At 76.6% G+C, this 15,407-nt stretch carries 13 protein-coding genes; 6 read left to right on the forward strand and 7 right to left on the reverse strand.

Features of this window, described 5'->3' with window-relative positions; genetic code table 11:
• The first annotated feature begins 1 nt into the window (after position 1).
• The 5 genes from ACZ3IG_RS01485 (at position 2) to ACZ3IG_RS01505 (ending at position 5,571) form a co-directional block, all read left to right on the forward strand.
• Positions 2-865, forward strand: a complete 864-nt coding sequence (locus tag ACZ3IG_RS01485; RefSeq protein WP_467427946.1) for an ABC transporter permease — start codon at positions 2-4, stop codon at positions 863-865.
• 46 nt (positions 866-911) lie between these two features.
• A complete protein-coding gene (locus tag ACZ3IG_RS01490) occupies positions 912-2,405 on the forward strand; it encodes a YfbK domain-containing protein (RefSeq protein ID WP_467427947.1) in 1,494 nt (497 codons plus the stop codon).
• Positions 2,406-2,477: 72 nt separating this feature from the next.
• Positions 2,478-4,403: an AMP-dependent synthetase/ligase gene (locus ACZ3IG_RS01495; protein WP_467427948.1), complete on the forward strand. Its 1,926-nt coding sequence runs from the start codon at positions 2,478-2,480 to the stop codon at positions 4,401-4,403.
• Between the two features lie 138 nt (positions 4,404-4,541).
• Entirely contained in the window at positions 4,542-4,679 is a 138-nt protein-coding gene (locus tag ACZ3IG_RS01500) for a hypothetical protein (protein ID WP_467427949.1), read from the forward strand.
• A 268-nt stretch (positions 4,680-4,947) separates the two neighbouring features.
• Entirely contained in the window at positions 4,948-5,571 is a 624-nt protein-coding gene (locus ACZ3IG_RS01505) for an LPXTG cell wall anchor domain-containing protein (RefSeq protein WP_467427950.1), read from the forward strand.
• A gap of 190 nt (positions 5,572-5,761) precedes the next feature.
• Here the strand turns inward: ACZ3IG_RS01505 and ACZ3IG_RS01510 are convergent, their stop codons facing one another.
• Positions 5,762-7,048, reverse strand: a complete 1,287-nt coding sequence (locus tag ACZ3IG_RS01510; protein ID WP_467427951.1) for a carboxylate--amine ligase — start codon at positions 7,046-7,048, stop codon at positions 5,762-5,764.
• 116 nt (positions 7,049-7,164) lie between these two features.
• On the opposite strand from ACZ3IG_RS01510, the gene ACZ3IG_RS01515 reads away from it, so the two are divergent.
• On the forward strand, positions 7,165-8,532 hold the full coding sequence (locus ACZ3IG_RS01515) for a glycoside hydrolase family 26 protein (RefSeq protein WP_467427952.1): 1,368 nt from the start codon (positions 7,165-7,167) through the stop codon (positions 8,530-8,532).
• A 25-nt stretch (positions 8,533-8,557) separates the two neighbouring features.
• On the opposite strand, the gene ACZ3IG_RS01520 is transcribed toward ACZ3IG_RS01515, so the two are convergent.
• Genes ACZ3IG_RS01520 through ACZ3IG_RS01545 form a run of 6 tightly spaced genes read right to left on the reverse strand, consistent with a single transcriptional unit; the run spans position 8,558 to position 15,405 of the window.
• Entirely contained in the window at positions 8,558-9,661 is a 1,104-nt protein-coding gene (locus tag ACZ3IG_RS01520) for a GNAT family N-acetyltransferase (protein ID WP_467427954.1), read from the reverse strand.
• Complete coding sequence (locus tag ACZ3IG_RS01525; RefSeq protein ID WP_467427955.1) at positions 9,658-10,446, reverse strand: YveK family protein; 789 nt, start codon at positions 10,444-10,446, stop codon at positions 9,658-9,660. Before ACZ3IG_RS01525 ends, ACZ3IG_RS01520 begins: the two co-directional genes overlap by 4 nt.
• Positions 10,443-11,594, reverse strand: a complete 1,152-nt coding sequence (locus ACZ3IG_RS01530) for a glycosyltransferase (RefSeq protein ID WP_467429151.1) — start codon at positions 11,592-11,594, stop codon at positions 10,443-10,445. The genes ACZ3IG_RS01525 and ACZ3IG_RS01530 overlap by 4 nt, the downstream gene beginning before the upstream one ends.
• 10 nt (positions 11,595-11,604) lie before the next feature.
• Complete coding sequence (locus ACZ3IG_RS01535; RefSeq protein WP_467427957.1) at positions 11,605-12,375, reverse strand: polysaccharide deacetylase family protein; 771 nt, start codon at positions 12,373-12,375, stop codon at positions 11,605-11,607.
• A complete protein-coding gene (locus ACZ3IG_RS01540) occupies positions 12,344-14,053 on the reverse strand; it encodes a lipid II flippase MurJ (protein WP_467427958.1) in 1,710 nt (569 codons plus the stop codon). The genes ACZ3IG_RS01535 and ACZ3IG_RS01540 overlap by 32 nt, the downstream gene beginning before the upstream one ends.
• Entirely contained in the window at positions 14,050-15,405 is a 1,356-nt protein-coding gene (locus ACZ3IG_RS01545; protein WP_467427959.1) for an O-antigen ligase family protein, read from the reverse strand. Before ACZ3IG_RS01545 ends, ACZ3IG_RS01540 begins: the two co-directional genes overlap by 4 nt.
• Positions 15,406-15,407: the final 2 nt, after the last annotated feature.

Raw genomic sequence — 15,407 nt, forward strand, 5'->3', positions numbered from 1 at the left:
CATGCCCACGCTGATGGAGCGAGCCGAGGTCGCCGAGGGCTACCGCGCGGGCCGCACCCTGCCCGTACGGGTCGAACTGGTCCGCCAGCTCAAGCGGCGCCGCACGATGGTGATGGGCGGCATCCTGTTCGCCCTGCCCTTCGTGCTGCTGGTCGCCTTCGCGGTCGGCGGCGAACCGGAGGGCCGGGCCGGCCAGGTCTCCCTGATGGACTCGGCCACCGCGTCCGGCGCCAACTTCGCCGCCGTCACGCTGTTCGCGTCCGCGGGCTTCCTCCTGGTCGTCCCCGTCGCCCTGTTCTGCGGCGACACGGTCGCCTCGGAGGCGAGCTGGTCCTCCCTGCGCTATCTGCTGGCGGCACCCGTCCCGCGCGCCCGGCTGCTGCTGTCCAAGCTGACCGTGGGCCTCGGCCTCTCCCTCGCCGCGATCGTGCTGCTGCCCCTGGTCGCCCTCGCCGTCGGCACGGCCGCCTACGGCTGGGGCCCGCTGGAGCTGCCCACCGGCTCCACCCTGGCCACGGACACCGCCACGGCCCGCCTCGCCCTGACGGTGGCGTACGTCTTCGTCTCCCAACTGGTCACCGCCGCCCTGGCGTTCTGGCTCTCCACCTGGACCGACGCCCCGCTCGGCGCGGTCGGCGGCGCGGTGGGCCTGACCATCATCGGCAGCGTCCTGGACGAGGTGACGGCGCTCGGCGACTGGCGCTCCTTCCTGCCCGCGCACTGGCAGTACGCCTGGCTGGACGCCGTCCAGCCGCAACTGGACCTCACCCGCATGATCCAGGGCACCTCGCTGTCGGTGACGTACGCCCTGGTCCTGTTCGCCCTGGCCTTCCGGGGCTTCGCCCGCAAGGACGTCGTGTCCTAGCCGACCGGGCACCGAACGCTCCACCGGGCTCCGGCGTCACCGTCACATGCGACGACGACACCAGAGCCCGTTCCTCCTGATCCCGGCGGCCGGCCTGCTGCTCACCGGCTGCACCGTGGGCGGGACCGACGGCGGCCACCGGGCGGCGGACGAGGCCCGTGCGGCTCCCGCCACCGCCCCGGCCGTCCCCGACGACCACGGCCACCTCTCCACCTTCGCCCTGGACGTCGACACCGCCTCCTGGGACTTCGCCCGCCGCACCCTCGCCGAGGGCAGGCTGCCCGACCCGTCGACGGTCCGCCCGGAGGAGTTCGTCAACAGCTTCCGCCAGGACTACGACCGTCCCGGCGGCGACGGCTTCACGGTCACCGTCGACGGCGCCCGCACCGACGACGCGGACTGGTCCCTGGTCCGGGTGGGCCTGGCCACCCGCGCCGCCGACCGGGAGGGCGACCGCCCGCCCGCCGCCCTCACCTTCGTCATCGACGTCTCCGGCTCCATGGCCGGACCCGGCCGCCTCGACCTCGCCCGGCACTCCCTCGGCGTCATGACGGACCGGCTGCGCGACGACGACTCGGTGGCGATCGTCACCTTCAGCGACGAGGCCGAGACCGTCCTGCCGATGACCCGCCTGGGCGAGGGCCGCGACGAGGTCCACGCCGCGATCGAGGACCTGGAGCCGGCCGACTCCACCGACCTCGGCGCGGGCGTCGAGGCCGGCTACGAGACGGCCGTCGAGGGCCTGCGCGAGGGCGCCGTGAACCGGGTCGTCCTGGTCTCCGACGCCCTCGCCAACGACGGCGACACCGACGCCGACACCATCCTCGAACGCGTCGCGCACGAGCGCCGCGAGCACGGCGTCACCCTCTTCGGCGTCGGCGTCGGCGGCGACTACGGCGACGCCCTGATGGAACGCCTCGCCGACCGGGGCGACGGCCACACCGCCTACGTGTCGAGCGAGGCGGAGGCCCGCGAGGTCTTCAGCGAGCGACTGCCCCGCCACCTCGGCCTGACCGCCCGCGACGCCAAGGCCCAGGTCGCCTTCGACCCCGGCACCGTCGAGGAGTACCGCCTCGTCGGCTACGAGAACCGCCGCGTCGCCGACGACGGCTTCCGCGACGACCGTGTGGACGGCGGCGAGACCGGCCCCGGCCACACGGTCACCGCCCTGTACGCCGTCCGCACCGCGCCCGGCGCCGAGGGGCACCTCGCCACCGCCACCGTCCGCTGGCTCGACCCGGACACCCGCGCCCCGCACGAGGCGTCCGGCGAGATGAGCGCCGGCGCCCTCGACGGCTCGGTGTGGACCGCGGACCGCGGCCTGCGCACCGCCGCGACCGCCGCCTACTTCGCGGACGCCCTGCGCACCGGCGCGCAGGACCCGTCCCTGCCCGGCGCCCCGGGCCTGGGCGACCTCGCCGAGCGCGCCGGGGACCTGGCGGCCCGCGCCGAGGACGAGGACGTACGGGAACTGGCGGAGGCGATCGAGGCGGCGGCCCGGCTGGTCCGGCCTGACCAGGCGCGGCCCGAGCCGGCCTGACCCCTTGACTTTCTTACGCGCGGGTAAGTTGACTCGTCGGTAAGTAAGCGACCGCCACGAGCAGGAGCCGTCATGGGCGTACGCAAGGATCTGAAACGGGCCGCACGCCGCGCCGACCTGGCCGCCCGCGCCCGGCCCGAACTGGTCAGGGACGACTCCGGCGCGGTGTGCGAGGTCCGCACCGCGCCCCTGGTGACACCCCCGGCCACCGGCTCCACCGCCGACATCCCGTTCACCAACGCCGCCGAGGCCCCCGACGCGGTCGTCCTGCGCCGCCAGGTGGACGGAGAATGGCGGCCGGTGACCGCGGCGGCCTTCGCCGGCGAGGTGACCGCCGTGGCCAAGGGCCTGATCGCGGGCGGCCTGGAACCCGGCGGCCGGGTCGCCGTGATGGCCCGCACCCGCTACGAGTGGACGGTGCTGGACTTCGCGGTCTGGGCGGCCGGCGGACAGACCGTCCCCGTCTACCCCACCTCCTCCGCCGGCCAGGTCGAGTGGATCGTCCGCGACTCCGGGGCCCGGCACGTCGTCACCGAGACCGCCGAGCACACCGCCACGGTCCGCGCCGCCACCGCCGACCACCCGGCGGGCCCGCGCGTGTGGGAACTGGACGCCGGTGCCCTCGCCGACCTCACCGCCCTCGGCACGTCCGTCCCCGACGAGGAGGTCACCAAGCGCCGCACCGCCCTGACCCCGGCCACGGTGGCGACCCTCTGCTACACCTCCGGCACCACCGGACGCCCCAAGGGCTGCGTCCTCACCCACGCCAACCTGCACGCCGAGGCCGCCAACACGGTCGAACTGCTCCACCCGATCTTCAAGGCGGCCACCGGCCAAGCCGCCTCCACCCTGCTCTTCCTCCCCCTCGCCCACATCCTGGGCCGCACCATCCAGATCGCCTGCCTGCTGGCCCGCATCGAGATCGGCCACTTCCCGAGCATCAAGCCGGCCGAACTCCGCCCCGCCCTCAAGTCCTTCCGCCCGACCTTCCTGGTCGGCGTCCCGTACCTCTTCGAGAAGATCCACGACACCGGCCGCGCCACCGCCGAGAAACTCGGCCGCGGCGCCTCCTTCGACCGCGCCCACCGCGTCGCCGTCCGCTTCGGCGAGGCCCACCTGGACCGGTTCCTCGGCCGGGGCAAGGGCCCCGGCCCCGGCCTGTGGGCCGCCTGGGCCCTGTACGACCTGCTGGTCTACCGCCGGGTCCGCAAGGAACTGGGCGGCCGCACCCGCTACGCCATCAGCGGCGGCTCCCCGCTCGACCGCGACCTCAACCTCTTCTTCTACGCCGCCGGCATCATGATCTACGAGGGCTACGGCCTGACCGAGACCACCGCCGCCGCCACCGTCGTCCCGCCCCTGGAGCCCCGCCCCGGCACGGTGGGCAGGCCGGTCCCCGGCACCTCGGTCCGCGTCGCCGGCGACGGCGAGGTGCAGATCAGGGGCGACATCGTCTTCGCCGAGTACCGGGGCGACCCGGCGGCCACCGCGAAGGCCCGCACCGACGGCTGGTTCACCACCGGCGACCTCGGCACCCTGGACGCCGACGGCTACCTCACCATCACCGGCCGCACGAAGGACCTGCTGGTCACCTCCGGCGGCAAGAACGTCTCCCCGGCCGTCCTGGAGGACCGCCTGCGCAGCCGTCCCCCGGTCGGCCAGTGCCTGGTCGTCGGCGACAACCGGCCCTACGTCGCCGCCCTGGTCACCCTGGACCCCGACGCCGTCGCCCACTGGCTCGCCGTGCGCGGCATGCCCGCCGGCACCCCGCTGTCCGAGCTGGTCCGCGACGAGCGGCTGCGCGCCGACGTCCAGCGGGCCGTGGACTGGGCCAACCAGGCCGTCTCCCGCGCCGAGTCCATCCGCGCCTTCCGGCTGGTCGAGGGCGAGTTCACCGAGGAGAACGGGCTGCTCACCCCCTCCCTGAAGGTGAAGCGGCACGCGGCGGTGACGGCGTACGCCGACGAGATCGAGGCGCTGTACGCCCAGGGCCGCTGACGGGGCCGCCGACGGGCCGCCGTGCGGGCCGACCGGGTGAACCTCCGAAACCATTTGTCCGCCACCCGGTTGATGAGGCCGTAGGACACGCGCCGCTGCGCCTCTGGCACGCGGTCGCCGTGAGGAAAGGAACGCGAAGTGCTCAAGAAGGCAGTACTCGCCCCGGCGGCAGTCGTTGCGGCAGTCGCTGCGGCCATCGGCACGCCGGTGGCCGCCGCTCCCCACGCGCCCGCCCTCCAGGACGCTCCGGTCCCGCCGGCGAACGCCGAGGACTGAGCCGCCCCGCCCGGCCGGGCGGCCCACTGCTTCCCCACGGGCCGGCCGGCCCCGCACGGGCCGGCCGTTCGCCGGCCGGCCCGGCGGCGCGCGTGTCCGGTCCGGACGCACGACCGTCCTGCCTCCCGGGGCGCCGGAGCGCGTCCGCCCGTACCAGCCGTCCGGCTGCGTCATCGCCGGCCCCGGCCGACCCGTCGGTCCGGGGACGGCTTCTCCCACTCCTCCCAGCAGGAAGACAACGAGAGTGCGACAGACCTTGAGTAGGGGAATGGTCGTGGCAGCCGCCGCGACGAGTGTGCTGTCCCTGTGCGGCAGCCCCGCCCTCGCCGAAACGTGGTCGGACGGGCCCGCGGTGGACGCGCAGGCCCCGTCCGACGCGCCGGCGCACGTGTGCGACGAGACCGTCGGCGGCGCCGCCGCCCTGAACCGGGCGTTCGGCGAAGCCTGCTCCCACGGCACGGACGCCGCGGAGGCCAGGAGCCAGGGCGGCTACGGCGACGAGGACGAGCAGGAGCCGTCCGGCCTGCCGCTGGACATCTGCGGCGCCACGGACAACCTGGCCGGGGTGGACAACTACGCCTCCGTCAACATCTGCGTGGAGGAGGAGTCCGACAAGGGCGGTCACCACCCGGGCTACGGCGACGACGACACGCCGTCGACCACGACCCCGCCGGTGGAGCACCACACCCCGCCGGCCGACACTCCGGCCGTCGAGCAGCCCGAGCCGCAGGGCGGTCACGAGGAGGCGGCCCCGCCCGCCGAACCGGCTCCCGTCCTGGCGGAGACCGGCGGCGACGCCACGACCGCCCTGGGCGCCGCGGCCGGTTCCGTCGCCCTGATCGCCGGTGGCACCCTGCTGTACCGCCGGTCCCGGGCCGCGTCCCGCCCGTAGCGACACCCCGGGTGCCGGACGGCGACGTCCGGCACCCGACGCATGTCCCCTCCTGCCTGTCCCTTCCCGCCTGCTCCCTCCTGCCTGTTCATTCCTGCCTGTTCCCTCTGCCTGTTCCCTCTCGTCCGTCCCCTTTCGTCCGTCCCCTTTCGTCCGTCCTCTCCCGTCTGTTCCTTCCTGTCTGTCCCCCTCAGCGGCTGCCCGCCCGCTCGTCGTCGGCCAGGCCCGTCGGATCGGCCGGCGCCGCCTGGGCCGGCACCCGCACCACCCGCTCGGGCCCGGCTCCCCGCGGGTCCTGGTCCGCCCGGCGCAGCCGCCGGCCCAGCCGGTCCGCCACATGCCGGCCCCACAGCCCCCACAGCGCCCGCCCGGGCCCCCGGTCGTCGCGCGCGTGCCAGGCCAGCTCCCGCCCGCCGCGCACCGGCCACAGCGCTGTCAGCGGCGCGTAGTTCTCCACCACGAACGCCCGCCCCGGCACCGGCGCCCCCTCCGGCAGCGGCCGGTGCGTCAGATCCAGGTGCAGGGCGCGTACGACGTCCAGGCCGGCGGTGTCGGCGAACAGCCGGAACTGGGCGCCGGGGCGCGGGTTGAAGTCGAGCAGGTGGTAGGCGCCCGTCGCGCCGCAGCGCCGGAAGTCCAGGTCGAGGATGCCGCGGTAGCCCAGCTCCCCGACCAGCCGCTCCGCCAGCGCCCGTACCCGCGGGTTCGGCGTCCAGCGGCCCGCCGCCGTGAGCCCCGCGCCGCGCGGCCGGGACCGCGTCTTGCGTCCGGTGCCGCCCGCGCGCAGCGCCCCGGACCGGTCGGCGTACCCGTGGCAGAACCAGTCCCGGTCCCGGCCCGGCGGCAGGAACGCCTGGAACAGCAGCCGGCTGCCCGCCTCCTCGGCCCGCAGCGCCAGCTCCCGTGCCTGCCGCGCCGAGCGCACCAGCACCGTGCTGCGCAGCCCGCTGCCGGGCGGCAGCAACCAGGGCCGGCTCCACTTCGCCACCGCCGGCAGCCCCAGCCGCCCGGCCGCCCGGACGGCGTCGTCCGGCCCGTCCGCCACCAGCGTGCGCGGATGCGGCACGCCCAACGCCGCGCACACCCCGGCCAGTTCCGCCTTGTCCGCCACCCGCTCGGCCAGCGCCCCGCGCGGCTCGGGCAGCAGGAAGGCGGGCGCCAGCTCCTCGCGCAGCCGGCCCACCGCGACGGCGCCCGCGTCGTCCATCGGGATCAGTACGGCGGGACGCGCGAGGCGGACGGCGACCCGCCCCAGCGCCGCCGCGAGGTCGGCCGGGGACGCGCCGGGCGGCGGCGGGGCGTGCACCCCGCCCAGGAACCGGGACGCCCGGACGGGGCTGTCCGCGCAGTCGGCGACGACGTGCACCTCGACGCCCGCCCGGCCGAGTGAGCGCACGGCACCGAGCGTGCCGTGGTGGAAGGGGTTCCGGTCGGTCCGCAGCAGAACGGCGGGGACGCGGATGTCGAGCATCGACACGGACTTGTTTCCTTCGGATCGGAGAAACACCCGGAAGCCGTAGCGGCGGTGGCGCGGGTCCTTCTCATATGACTGAGTGTCAGTGGACGAACACAACCGCGGAGAAGGGAGCCGGCATGGCCCGACAGCAGTCGAGGGTCCGGTCCGGGCGGCGGCAGGCGTGTGTCGCGGCGGCCGTCCTGGCATCGGTCGCGCTGGCCGCGGCCCCGGGGGCCGCCGTCGGCGACCCCCCTGAGCCCGTCCCCGCCCCCGCCACCGTCCCCGTAGCGACGCCCACGGCACCGCCGGTCCCGGCGGCGCCTTCCGCCCCGGCGGCACCGGCACCCGGGGAGGCGGCCGGGGAGGCGCCCGAGGAGTCGGCCGAGGAGGAGGTGCCCGGGTTCGCCTTCGGCGCCTACCTCGACTACGGTCCCCGCGGCGTGGCCCGGATGGCGGAGCTGAGCCAGTGGCTGGGCGGGGCCGACCTGCGCGTCGGCCACACCTATCTGCCCGGCGACCGCTGGAGCAACATCGAGGGCGCCCCCGGCTTCCTCGACGTCTGGGCGCGCTGGCGGACCGAGCGGGACGACCGGGTGCTCGTCCTCAACGTGCCGATGCTGGAGCGCAACGAGGAGAACCTCGACGACGACGAGGTGCGGGGCCTGCTGCGGCAGGGCGCGGCCGGCCGGTTCGACCACCACTTCCGGGCGCTGGCCGAGCGGCTGGTGCGGCTGGGCGTGCCGGACACCGTCCTGGTGCTCGGCTGGGAGATGAACGGGACCACGTACACCCACCGCTGCGGCCCGGACCCCGAGGCGTGGAAGGCGTACTGGAACCGGATCGTCACCACCATGCGCGCGGTGCCGGGACAGAAGTTCCGCTTCGACTTCACCCCGAGCCGGGGCCGGGACGCCGTGCCGTGGACGGAGTGCTACCCGGGGGACGGGACCGTCGACGTCATCGGCATGGACGCCTACGACCAGCCGCGCGGCATGCCCTTCGAGGAACAGGTGCGGGAGCCCTACGGACTCCAGGCCCACGTGGACTTCGCCAAGGCGCACGGCAAGCCGGTCTCGTACCCCGAGTGGGGACTGTTCCGCAACGGCGACAACGCCGCGTACATGAAGGGCATGCTCGCCTGGATGGACGAGCACGAGCCGCTGTACAGCACGCTCACCGACTACTGCCCGCACGGCGTGTGGACCTGCGACGACAACCCCCGGTCGGCCGCGGTCTACCGGTCCGTGCTCTTCGGCCGCGGCGACGGCCCGGACACCCGGCCGGCACCGGACGCCACCACGGACCCCACCACCGGCCCCACCACGGTCCCCACACCGGTCCCGACGCCGGACCCGACAGCCCCTGTGCCCACTCCCGAGTCCACCCCCCGGCCCACTCCCCGGCCCTCGGGCGACTGTTCGCCGCTGGACCTCGGCGACTGGGCCGAGTACTGGCTCGGCGGCAGGCTCTGCGTGCGCCTGGACTGGGCCGCGCGCTCCCGGTAGTGACCCGCGCCGACGGCGGGCCCGGTCACCTCCCGCCGCCACCGTCGCGCTCCTTCCAGCGCCGCCGCAGCTCCCTGCCCCGCCGCCGCGCGGCGACGTCGCCCAGCGCCGCCGCCAGCAGCGGGGCGGTGCGCCACCGGGCCAGCAGCAGCCGCTGGTTGACCACCGGCCGCGGACGCCAGTGGTGCTTGTACGGCTCGTTGCCGCGCAGCAGGCTCAGCGTGCCCTCCGGTTCGGGCGGCAGATGGCCGGTGCACGCGTCCAGCAGCATCACCGCGACGTCCGCCTTCCGCTCCCGCAGCCGGGGGTGGGCGCCGTACAGGTAGCCGCCCGTCAGCCGCCGCCCCAGCAGGGTGACGTCGACGGCCACCACCTCGTCGTCGAGCCGGAACTCGGTGACCACCGCGTCCCCGGCCCGCACCATCGGCCCCACCGACCGCACCAGATGGTCCCGGAACCGGGCCCGCAGGTGCTCGCCCGTCACCTGCCGGCCCTGCCACTGCAGCTGGTGCAGCTCCAGCAGCCGGCGCAGGGCCGCCTCCGCCTCCTCGGGGAGGACGGTCCGGCTCTTGACGCCGAGCGTGTCGAGCCTGCGCAGCTTGGCGCGGACCCGCTGCTGGGCCTTGGCCGAGGGCAGCCGGGCGGTCAGTCCGGCCAGCGGCAGGGCGGGCAGCTCCAGGCAGAGCGAGTCGTCGACGCGGCGGCGGGGCCCGCGCCAGCGCTCGTAGACCCGTTCGGCGGCGCCGCCGGGCCGTACCTCGCGCAGGTCGACCAGCGCGGTGCCCGCCGCCGCGGACAGCCCCTCGGCGAGCGCGGCCGCCGCCCGGGGGCCGCGTCCGTCGTCCAGGAGGACGTCGCCGTAGTCCGAGATCGCCCCGCCCAGCGGCACCAGCGCCGGGACCGGACGGCGTACCCGCATCAGGGGCGCGGCGCCGACCAGGTCCCGGCCGTCGCGGGCCAGCACCAGCCGCAGCCGGCCGGGCCGGCCGTACGACAGCCACCAGGAGTGCAGCCAGGCGTGGCTCTGGAACGGGGTCGCCGCCGCGCACCGCCGGTACAGCCGCGTCCAGTCGGCGGCCAGGGCGGCGAAGTCCCGCTCGTCGGTGACCAGCTCGGTCGTGTACGTCACAGCGGGGTGCGGACGTCGGCGGCGGGGGCGGGGGCGGGCACCGGGGCGGCCGGTTCCGCCGCGGGGGCGTCCCGGCGGGGCCGGACCAGCAGCGCCAGCCCGCCCAGCAGCCCGCCCGCGCTCGCGCCGACCAGGCCGGTCAGGGCGGGGGAGGCCGTGGAGGGCGCGGTGGGCGCGGTGGCGCGGGCGAGCTGACGGAGGGTCACGTGGGTGGCGTCCGCGGCGGTGCCCGCGTGCCGGGTCAGGGCGCGGGCGACGGCGTCGGCCATGTCGACGGCCCGGCCGGGGCGGTCGGCGGTGGCGCTGACGGAGACCATCGGGGCGTCCGGCGAGGTGGCCGTCCGCACGCCGTCGCGGAGCGTCGCCACCGGCACGCCCGCCCACACCTGGGCGTCCCCGAGCACCGCGAGCTGCGTGGCGACCCGGCCGTACGCCTGCGCGAAGCCCAGCGCCGCCGCCGGGTCCGACCCCTCGGCGGGGACGGCGACGACATAACTGGTCGCCGTGTACTGCGGCGTCCGCGCCAGCCCGTACCCGCCGCCGGCCAGTCCCCCGAGGAGGACACCGGCGGCGAGGAGGGACCAGGGGGGCAGGGCGCGGGCGCGGGTGAGGAGAGGGGGCCTGTCCGTGGCCTTGGTCCTCTTCGCGGTCCTGGTCCTCTTCGCGGTCCTGGCTTCGGTCTCGGTCCTGGCTTCGGCCTCGGTCCTGGCTTCGGTCTCGGTCTCGGTCTCGGTCTCGGTCTCGGTCTCGGTCTCGGTCTCGGTCTCGGTCACGGTTTCGGTCATACGGCGGTGACTCCCTCGGGTACGGGGGACAACGGGTGCGTGAGCACGCCGGCGTACACGTCCATCAGCCGGGCGGCGCTGCGGCCGACGCAGTAGTGCCGGGCGGCGTCCGGGGCGGTGCGGGGGCCGGGGCCGGCCTCGCGGGCCCCGGCGAGGGCGGCGGCGAACTCCGCGACGCCGCCCGGCACCCGGCGGGCCCCGGGGGCGGTGTGCGGGGGCAGGTCCTCCAGCGCGGGGCAGGAGGCGTACCGCACCGGCAGCCCCGACGCCAGGCCCTCCACGACCGCGAGGCCGAACGCCTCCTCGGGGGACGGCGAGGCCAGCACGTCCATCGCGGAGGTGAGCGAGGGCAGGTCGGGGCCCGGGGAGCCGTCGGGGACGCAGGGGCGTTCGCCGGTCAGCAGGACGCGGTCGGCGACGCCCGCCTCGTGGGCGACGCGGCGCAGCACGTGCTCCTCGGGGCCGCCGCCGACCAGCAGCAGCCAGCAGTCCTCGGGGAGCAGGGCCAGCGCCCGCACCAGTACGTCGAACCGCTTGCCCGGCGTGAGCCGGCCGATGCCGCCGACGACGTACGCCCCGTCCGGCAGGCCCAGGCGGCGGCGGGTGCGGTGCCGGGCGACGGGGTCGAAGCGGAAGCGCTCCAGGTCGACGCCGTTGGGCACGACCTGGATGCGGGACGGGGGCACGCCCCAGCGGCGCAGCCGGCCGGCGACGGTGTCGGACACGGCGACCGTGGTGCTGCCGAGCCGCTCACCGGCCAGGTACAGGGCGCGCACCCCGGGGGTGAGCCGGCGTCCCTCCATCAGGGTGTCCCCGAGGGAGTGTTCGGTGGCCACGACCGCCCGGACGCCGGCCAGGCGTGCGGCCAGCCGGCCGTAGAGGCAGGCGCGGTACAGGTGGGTGTGGACCAGGTCGTAACCGCCGGCGCGGATCAGGCGGGTCAGCCGGGGCAGCGCGCTCAGGTCGCGGTTGCCGGTCATGCCGAGGTGGACGACGCGCACGCCGTCGGCCCTCAGTCCGCGGGCGACCGGGCCCGGGTCGGTGAGGGTCACGACGTCGCAGCGCGGCGGGAGGTGACGCAGCAGCAGCCGCAGCTGCTGTTCGGCGCCGCCCACGCCGAGGCCGGTGATGATGTGCAGCACCTTGATGCCGGACATGTCAGACCCCCGCCACGGGGCGCCGCCGCAACCGGTGCAGCCGGGTCTTCAGCAGCATCCGCACGGCGGTGTCGCGCTGCCCGACGTGCACTCGGGGCAGGGCGTACGGGCCCGTCAGCGGGCCGGGGTCGATGGCGCAGGCGTAGCCGTACCCGGCGGCGCGGACGGCCTCGACGGCACGGGCGTCGACGGTGCCGTACGGGTAGCAGAAGCCGGTCACCGCGGTGCCGGTCAGCTCCGTGAGCCGCACCCTGCTGCCGGCGGTCTCGGCCGCCAGCGTGGCGTCGTCGGCGGTGGTGAGGTCGACGTGGGTGAGGCCGTGCGAGCCGATCTCCACGCCCTCGGCGGCGGCGCGGCGGATGCCGTCGGCGTCCAGCAGCGGCCTGCGGGGGCCCAGCGGGTCCCAGGCGTTGTCGCCGCCGAGCCGTCCCGGTAGGACGAACAGGGTGGCGCCGCAGCCCCAGCGGCGCAGGCACGGCAGAGCGTGCTCGGTGAAGTCGGCGTACCCGTCGTCGAAGGTCAGCGCGATCAGGCCGCGGGCCGTGCCCCGCGCCCGCGCGGCCAGCAGGTCGGCCACGGAGACGCCGCGCAGCCCGCGCCGCCGCAGCCAGCCGAGCTGCGCGTCCAGCCGGGCGGGCGTGACCGTGATGCGGTACGGGTCGTCCGAGGGGTCGCCGACCGAGTGGTACATCGCCACCCACGGCACGGGACCGGTCCGGGCGCCCGCGCGGGCGGGGACGTCAACGGAACCTACGGAAGCGGAAGCAGCCATGACGGACCCTTCGGAGGAGGGAGCGGGAAAGGGAACGGGCGGGGGCGGGGGCAGGAGCGGGGGCGGGGGCGATGCCCTGGACGCCCAGGGCCCGGCCGAGCAGCAGGTACGTGCCGACGACGGCCAGCGCGCCGGCGGCGAGGGCGGGCGCGGGACGGTCGCAGCGGGCCGCGGCGGACATGCCCGCGACGGTCGCCGCCCCGGCCGCCAGTGCCGGACGGGCCAGGCCGGCCAGGACCCGCCGGACGCGGACGGGGACGCCGCGCGGGCCCGTTCCGGCGAGCAGCAGGGCGGCGGTGACGGTGATCCCGGCGGCGTTGGCGGCGGCGATGCCGCGTACGCCCCAGGCGGCGACGCCGGCCGCGCCGATGACGGCGGTGGCGGCGACGCCCACGGCCATCGCGCCCAGCGGGTACCAGCTGGCGCGGCCGGCGCCGAAGTAGGACCGGGCCAGCGCGCCCACCACGGTCTGGCCGAGCAGCCCGAGGGCGTACACCCGCATCACGCCCGCGGTCGCCGCCGTGTCCCCGGCGGTGAACGCGCCGCGCTGGAACAGCAGTTGGACGATCTGCGGGGCGCAGGCCACCACCGTCGCCGCGCCGAGCAGCACCAGCGCGGCGGCCACGGCCACGTCCCGCTCCACCCGGTCCCGGGCCCGTACGACGTCGCCGTCGGCCAGCGCCCGCGCCACCACCGGGAAGGTGACCGTGCACAGCATCAGCGACAGGGTCATCGGGATCTGCGCCACCTTCTGCGCGTAGTTCAGGTGGGAGATCGCCCCGGCGGGCAGCCCGGAGGCGAGGAACCGTTCGATGAGCACCTGCGACTGCCGGCACAGCGCGAACAGCAGGACGGTGGCGAACAGGGCCGTGACCAGCGGCCGTACGCCGTCGCTGGCGCCGGCGCCGGACGCCGGCCGGGGCGGCTCCTGGTCGCGCTCCCGCAGCCGCCGCACCAGCGCCGGCACCTGCGCCGCCACCATCAGGCAGCCGCCGACCGCCACCCCGGCCGCCGCCGACCGCACCCCCCAGGCCCCGCCGAGCAGGAACATCGTGGCGATGACGCCGGTGTTGTAGGCGACGTAGATCGCCGCCGGGACCAGGAACCGCCGGTGCGCCCGCAGGGCCGCGCTGCAGTAGCCGGCCAGGCCGAAGCTCAGGACGCAGGTCGCGGTCAGGCGGGTGCAGTCGACGGCCAGGGCGGGGTCGGCCAGGCCGGGTGCCAGGACGCGGACCAGCGCGGGAGCGGCGACGGCGACCAGCGCGCCGGCCGCGGCGAAGGCCAGGGCCAGCCGGGGCAGGGTCGCGGCGACGAGCGCCCGGACCGGGTCGCCGGGGGCACCCCGCGCGCGCCGGGCCAGGGCCAGGCTGAACATCGGGACCAGCGCGAAGGCGAGCCCGTCCTCGATGAGCAGCGTCGCCGCGAACTCCGGTACCGTCCACGCCACCAGGAACGCGTCGGTCCCGCTGCCCGCCCCGAACAGCCGGGCCAGTGCCTGGTCCCGGGCCAGCCCGAGCACCGAGCCGGCCACCGACAGTACGGCGGTCACGGCGGCGGCCCGCGCGAGGAACCCCCGCGACCCCCGCCCGGTCCCCGCCGCACCGTCCGCCCCTGGTGGTGCCTCGGGTGCCGCCCCACCCGCCACCGTCCCCGCACCCCGCACCGGCGTGGACGTCATCGCCCGGCCCCCTCCCCGGCGCGCGCGGCCAGCGCCCAGTGGGCCGCGAGGCCGAGGCACACCGCCGTCAGCACCGTCGACGGGCCGCCGATGTCGGCGTACGCGAAGTCGGTCAGCTGCCACACCAGCAGCCCGCAGCCGATCAGCCCGCGGTCGAGCCCCGCCGGGCCCGCACCCGCTGCCCGCCCCTCTCGCCCCGGCCGCCCGGCACGGCGCGCCGCGCGCAGCCGGCGCAGGCCCAGGACGAGCAGCGCCAGCCAGCTCCCGGCCAGCGCGACCAGCCCGAGCAGGCCCTGTTCGGCGAGGACGAGGAGGTACATGTTGTGCGGGGACAGCAGCGGTTGCCGGACGTATCCGGCGCCCGCGCCGCCGGTCTCGCTGCCCGAGGACAGCGCCAGCGAGGCGTGCGTGTCCCGGTGCTCGGGGAAGCCCTTGACGCCGACGCCGGTCAGCGGACGCTCACGCCACATGTCCACGGCCGCCGCCCACATGGTGTACCGGTCGGTCACCGACTGGTCGGGCGCGTCGGCGACCCGGGTGATGCTGCCGACCCGCTCCTGGAGCATCGCCGTACCGACCCCGAACCCGCCGACCAGCACCACGCCCGCCGCGACGACGGCCGTGCCCAGCGCCACCGCCCGCCGCGCCCCGGTCAGCAGCGCCTGCGCCGCGCAGGTCACCGCCGTGGCGATCCACGCGCCCCGGCTGAAGGACAGCGCGAGCGGCAGCAGCAGCGCCACCGCGCACCCGGCGGCCAGCACCCGGTGCCGCACCGGGCCGCTCCGGCCCAGCGCCAGCCCCGTCGCGCACACCAGCCCCAGCGACACCACGGTCGCCATCCCCATCACGTCCTGCGCCCCGAACGTCCCCACCGCCCGGACCTGTTCGCCCTGGTAGGAGGCCCCGGTCCCGGTGACGTACTGGTGGGTGCCGACCGCCCCCTGCCACAGCGCGAGCCCCACCACCGTCCAGGCGAGCAGCCGTACGTCGCCGCGGCCCCGGACCAGCAGCAGTACGGCGGCCGGAACGAGCACGAAGACCTGGAGGCAGCGGCCCAGCCCCGCGAGCTGGCCCTCCGGCGCCCCGGTGGCGCACACCGCGGCCAGCGCCAGCGCCGGCACCGGCAGTCCCAGCACCACGGCCGCCGTACGGGACAGGGGGCGCCGCCGCTCCCGCAGCAGGCGGACCGCGCAGTACAGCACGACCAGCGCGGAGAGGACGTCGGCCGGGTGCGCGCCGCCCTCGCCGGCGTCCAGGGGCAGGGCCAGCAGCGCGATCACGGCGGCCACGGCCGTCGCCGGCGGCAGGTGCCGTACGCGGGCCGTCGCGGACCGGGGCAGGGCGAGGCTCACGT

The organism is Streptomyces sp. NPDC016677, assembly GCF_055562815.1.

Excerpts from the sequence above, each read along its gene's own strand:
- ACZ3IG_RS01485 (WP_467427946.1), top strand. The coding sequence starts at position 2 with ATGCCCACGCTGATGGAGCGAGCCGAGGTCGCCGAGGGCTACCGCGCG.
- ACZ3IG_RS01490 (WP_467427947.1), top strand. The coding sequence starts at position 912 with ATGCGACGACGACACCAGAGCCCGTTCCTCCTGATCCCGGCGGCCGGC.
- ACZ3IG_RS01495 (WP_467427948.1), top strand. The coding sequence starts at position 2,478 with ATGGGCGTACGCAAGGATCTGAAACGGGCCGCACGCCGCGCCGACCTG.
- ACZ3IG_RS01505 (WP_467427950.1), top strand. The coding sequence starts at position 4,948 with ATGGTCGTGGCAGCCGCCGCGACGAGTGTGCTGTCCCTGTGCGGCAGC.
- ACZ3IG_RS01515 (WP_467427952.1), top strand. The coding sequence starts at position 7,165 with ATGGCCCGACAGCAGTCGAGGGTCCGGTCCGGGCGGCGGCAGGCGTGT.
- ACZ3IG_RS01525 (WP_467427955.1), bottom strand. The coding sequence starts at position 10,446 with ATGACCGAAACCGTGACCGAGACCGAGACCGAGACCGAGACCGAGACC.
- ACZ3IG_RS01535 (WP_467427957.1), bottom strand. The coding sequence starts at position 12,375 with ATGGCTGCTTCCGCTTCCGTAGGTTCCGTTGACGTCCCCGCCCGCGCG.
- ACZ3IG_RS01540 (WP_467427958.1), bottom strand. The coding sequence starts at position 14,053 with ATGACGTCCACGCCGGTGCGGGGTGCGGGGACGGTGGCGGGTGGGGCG.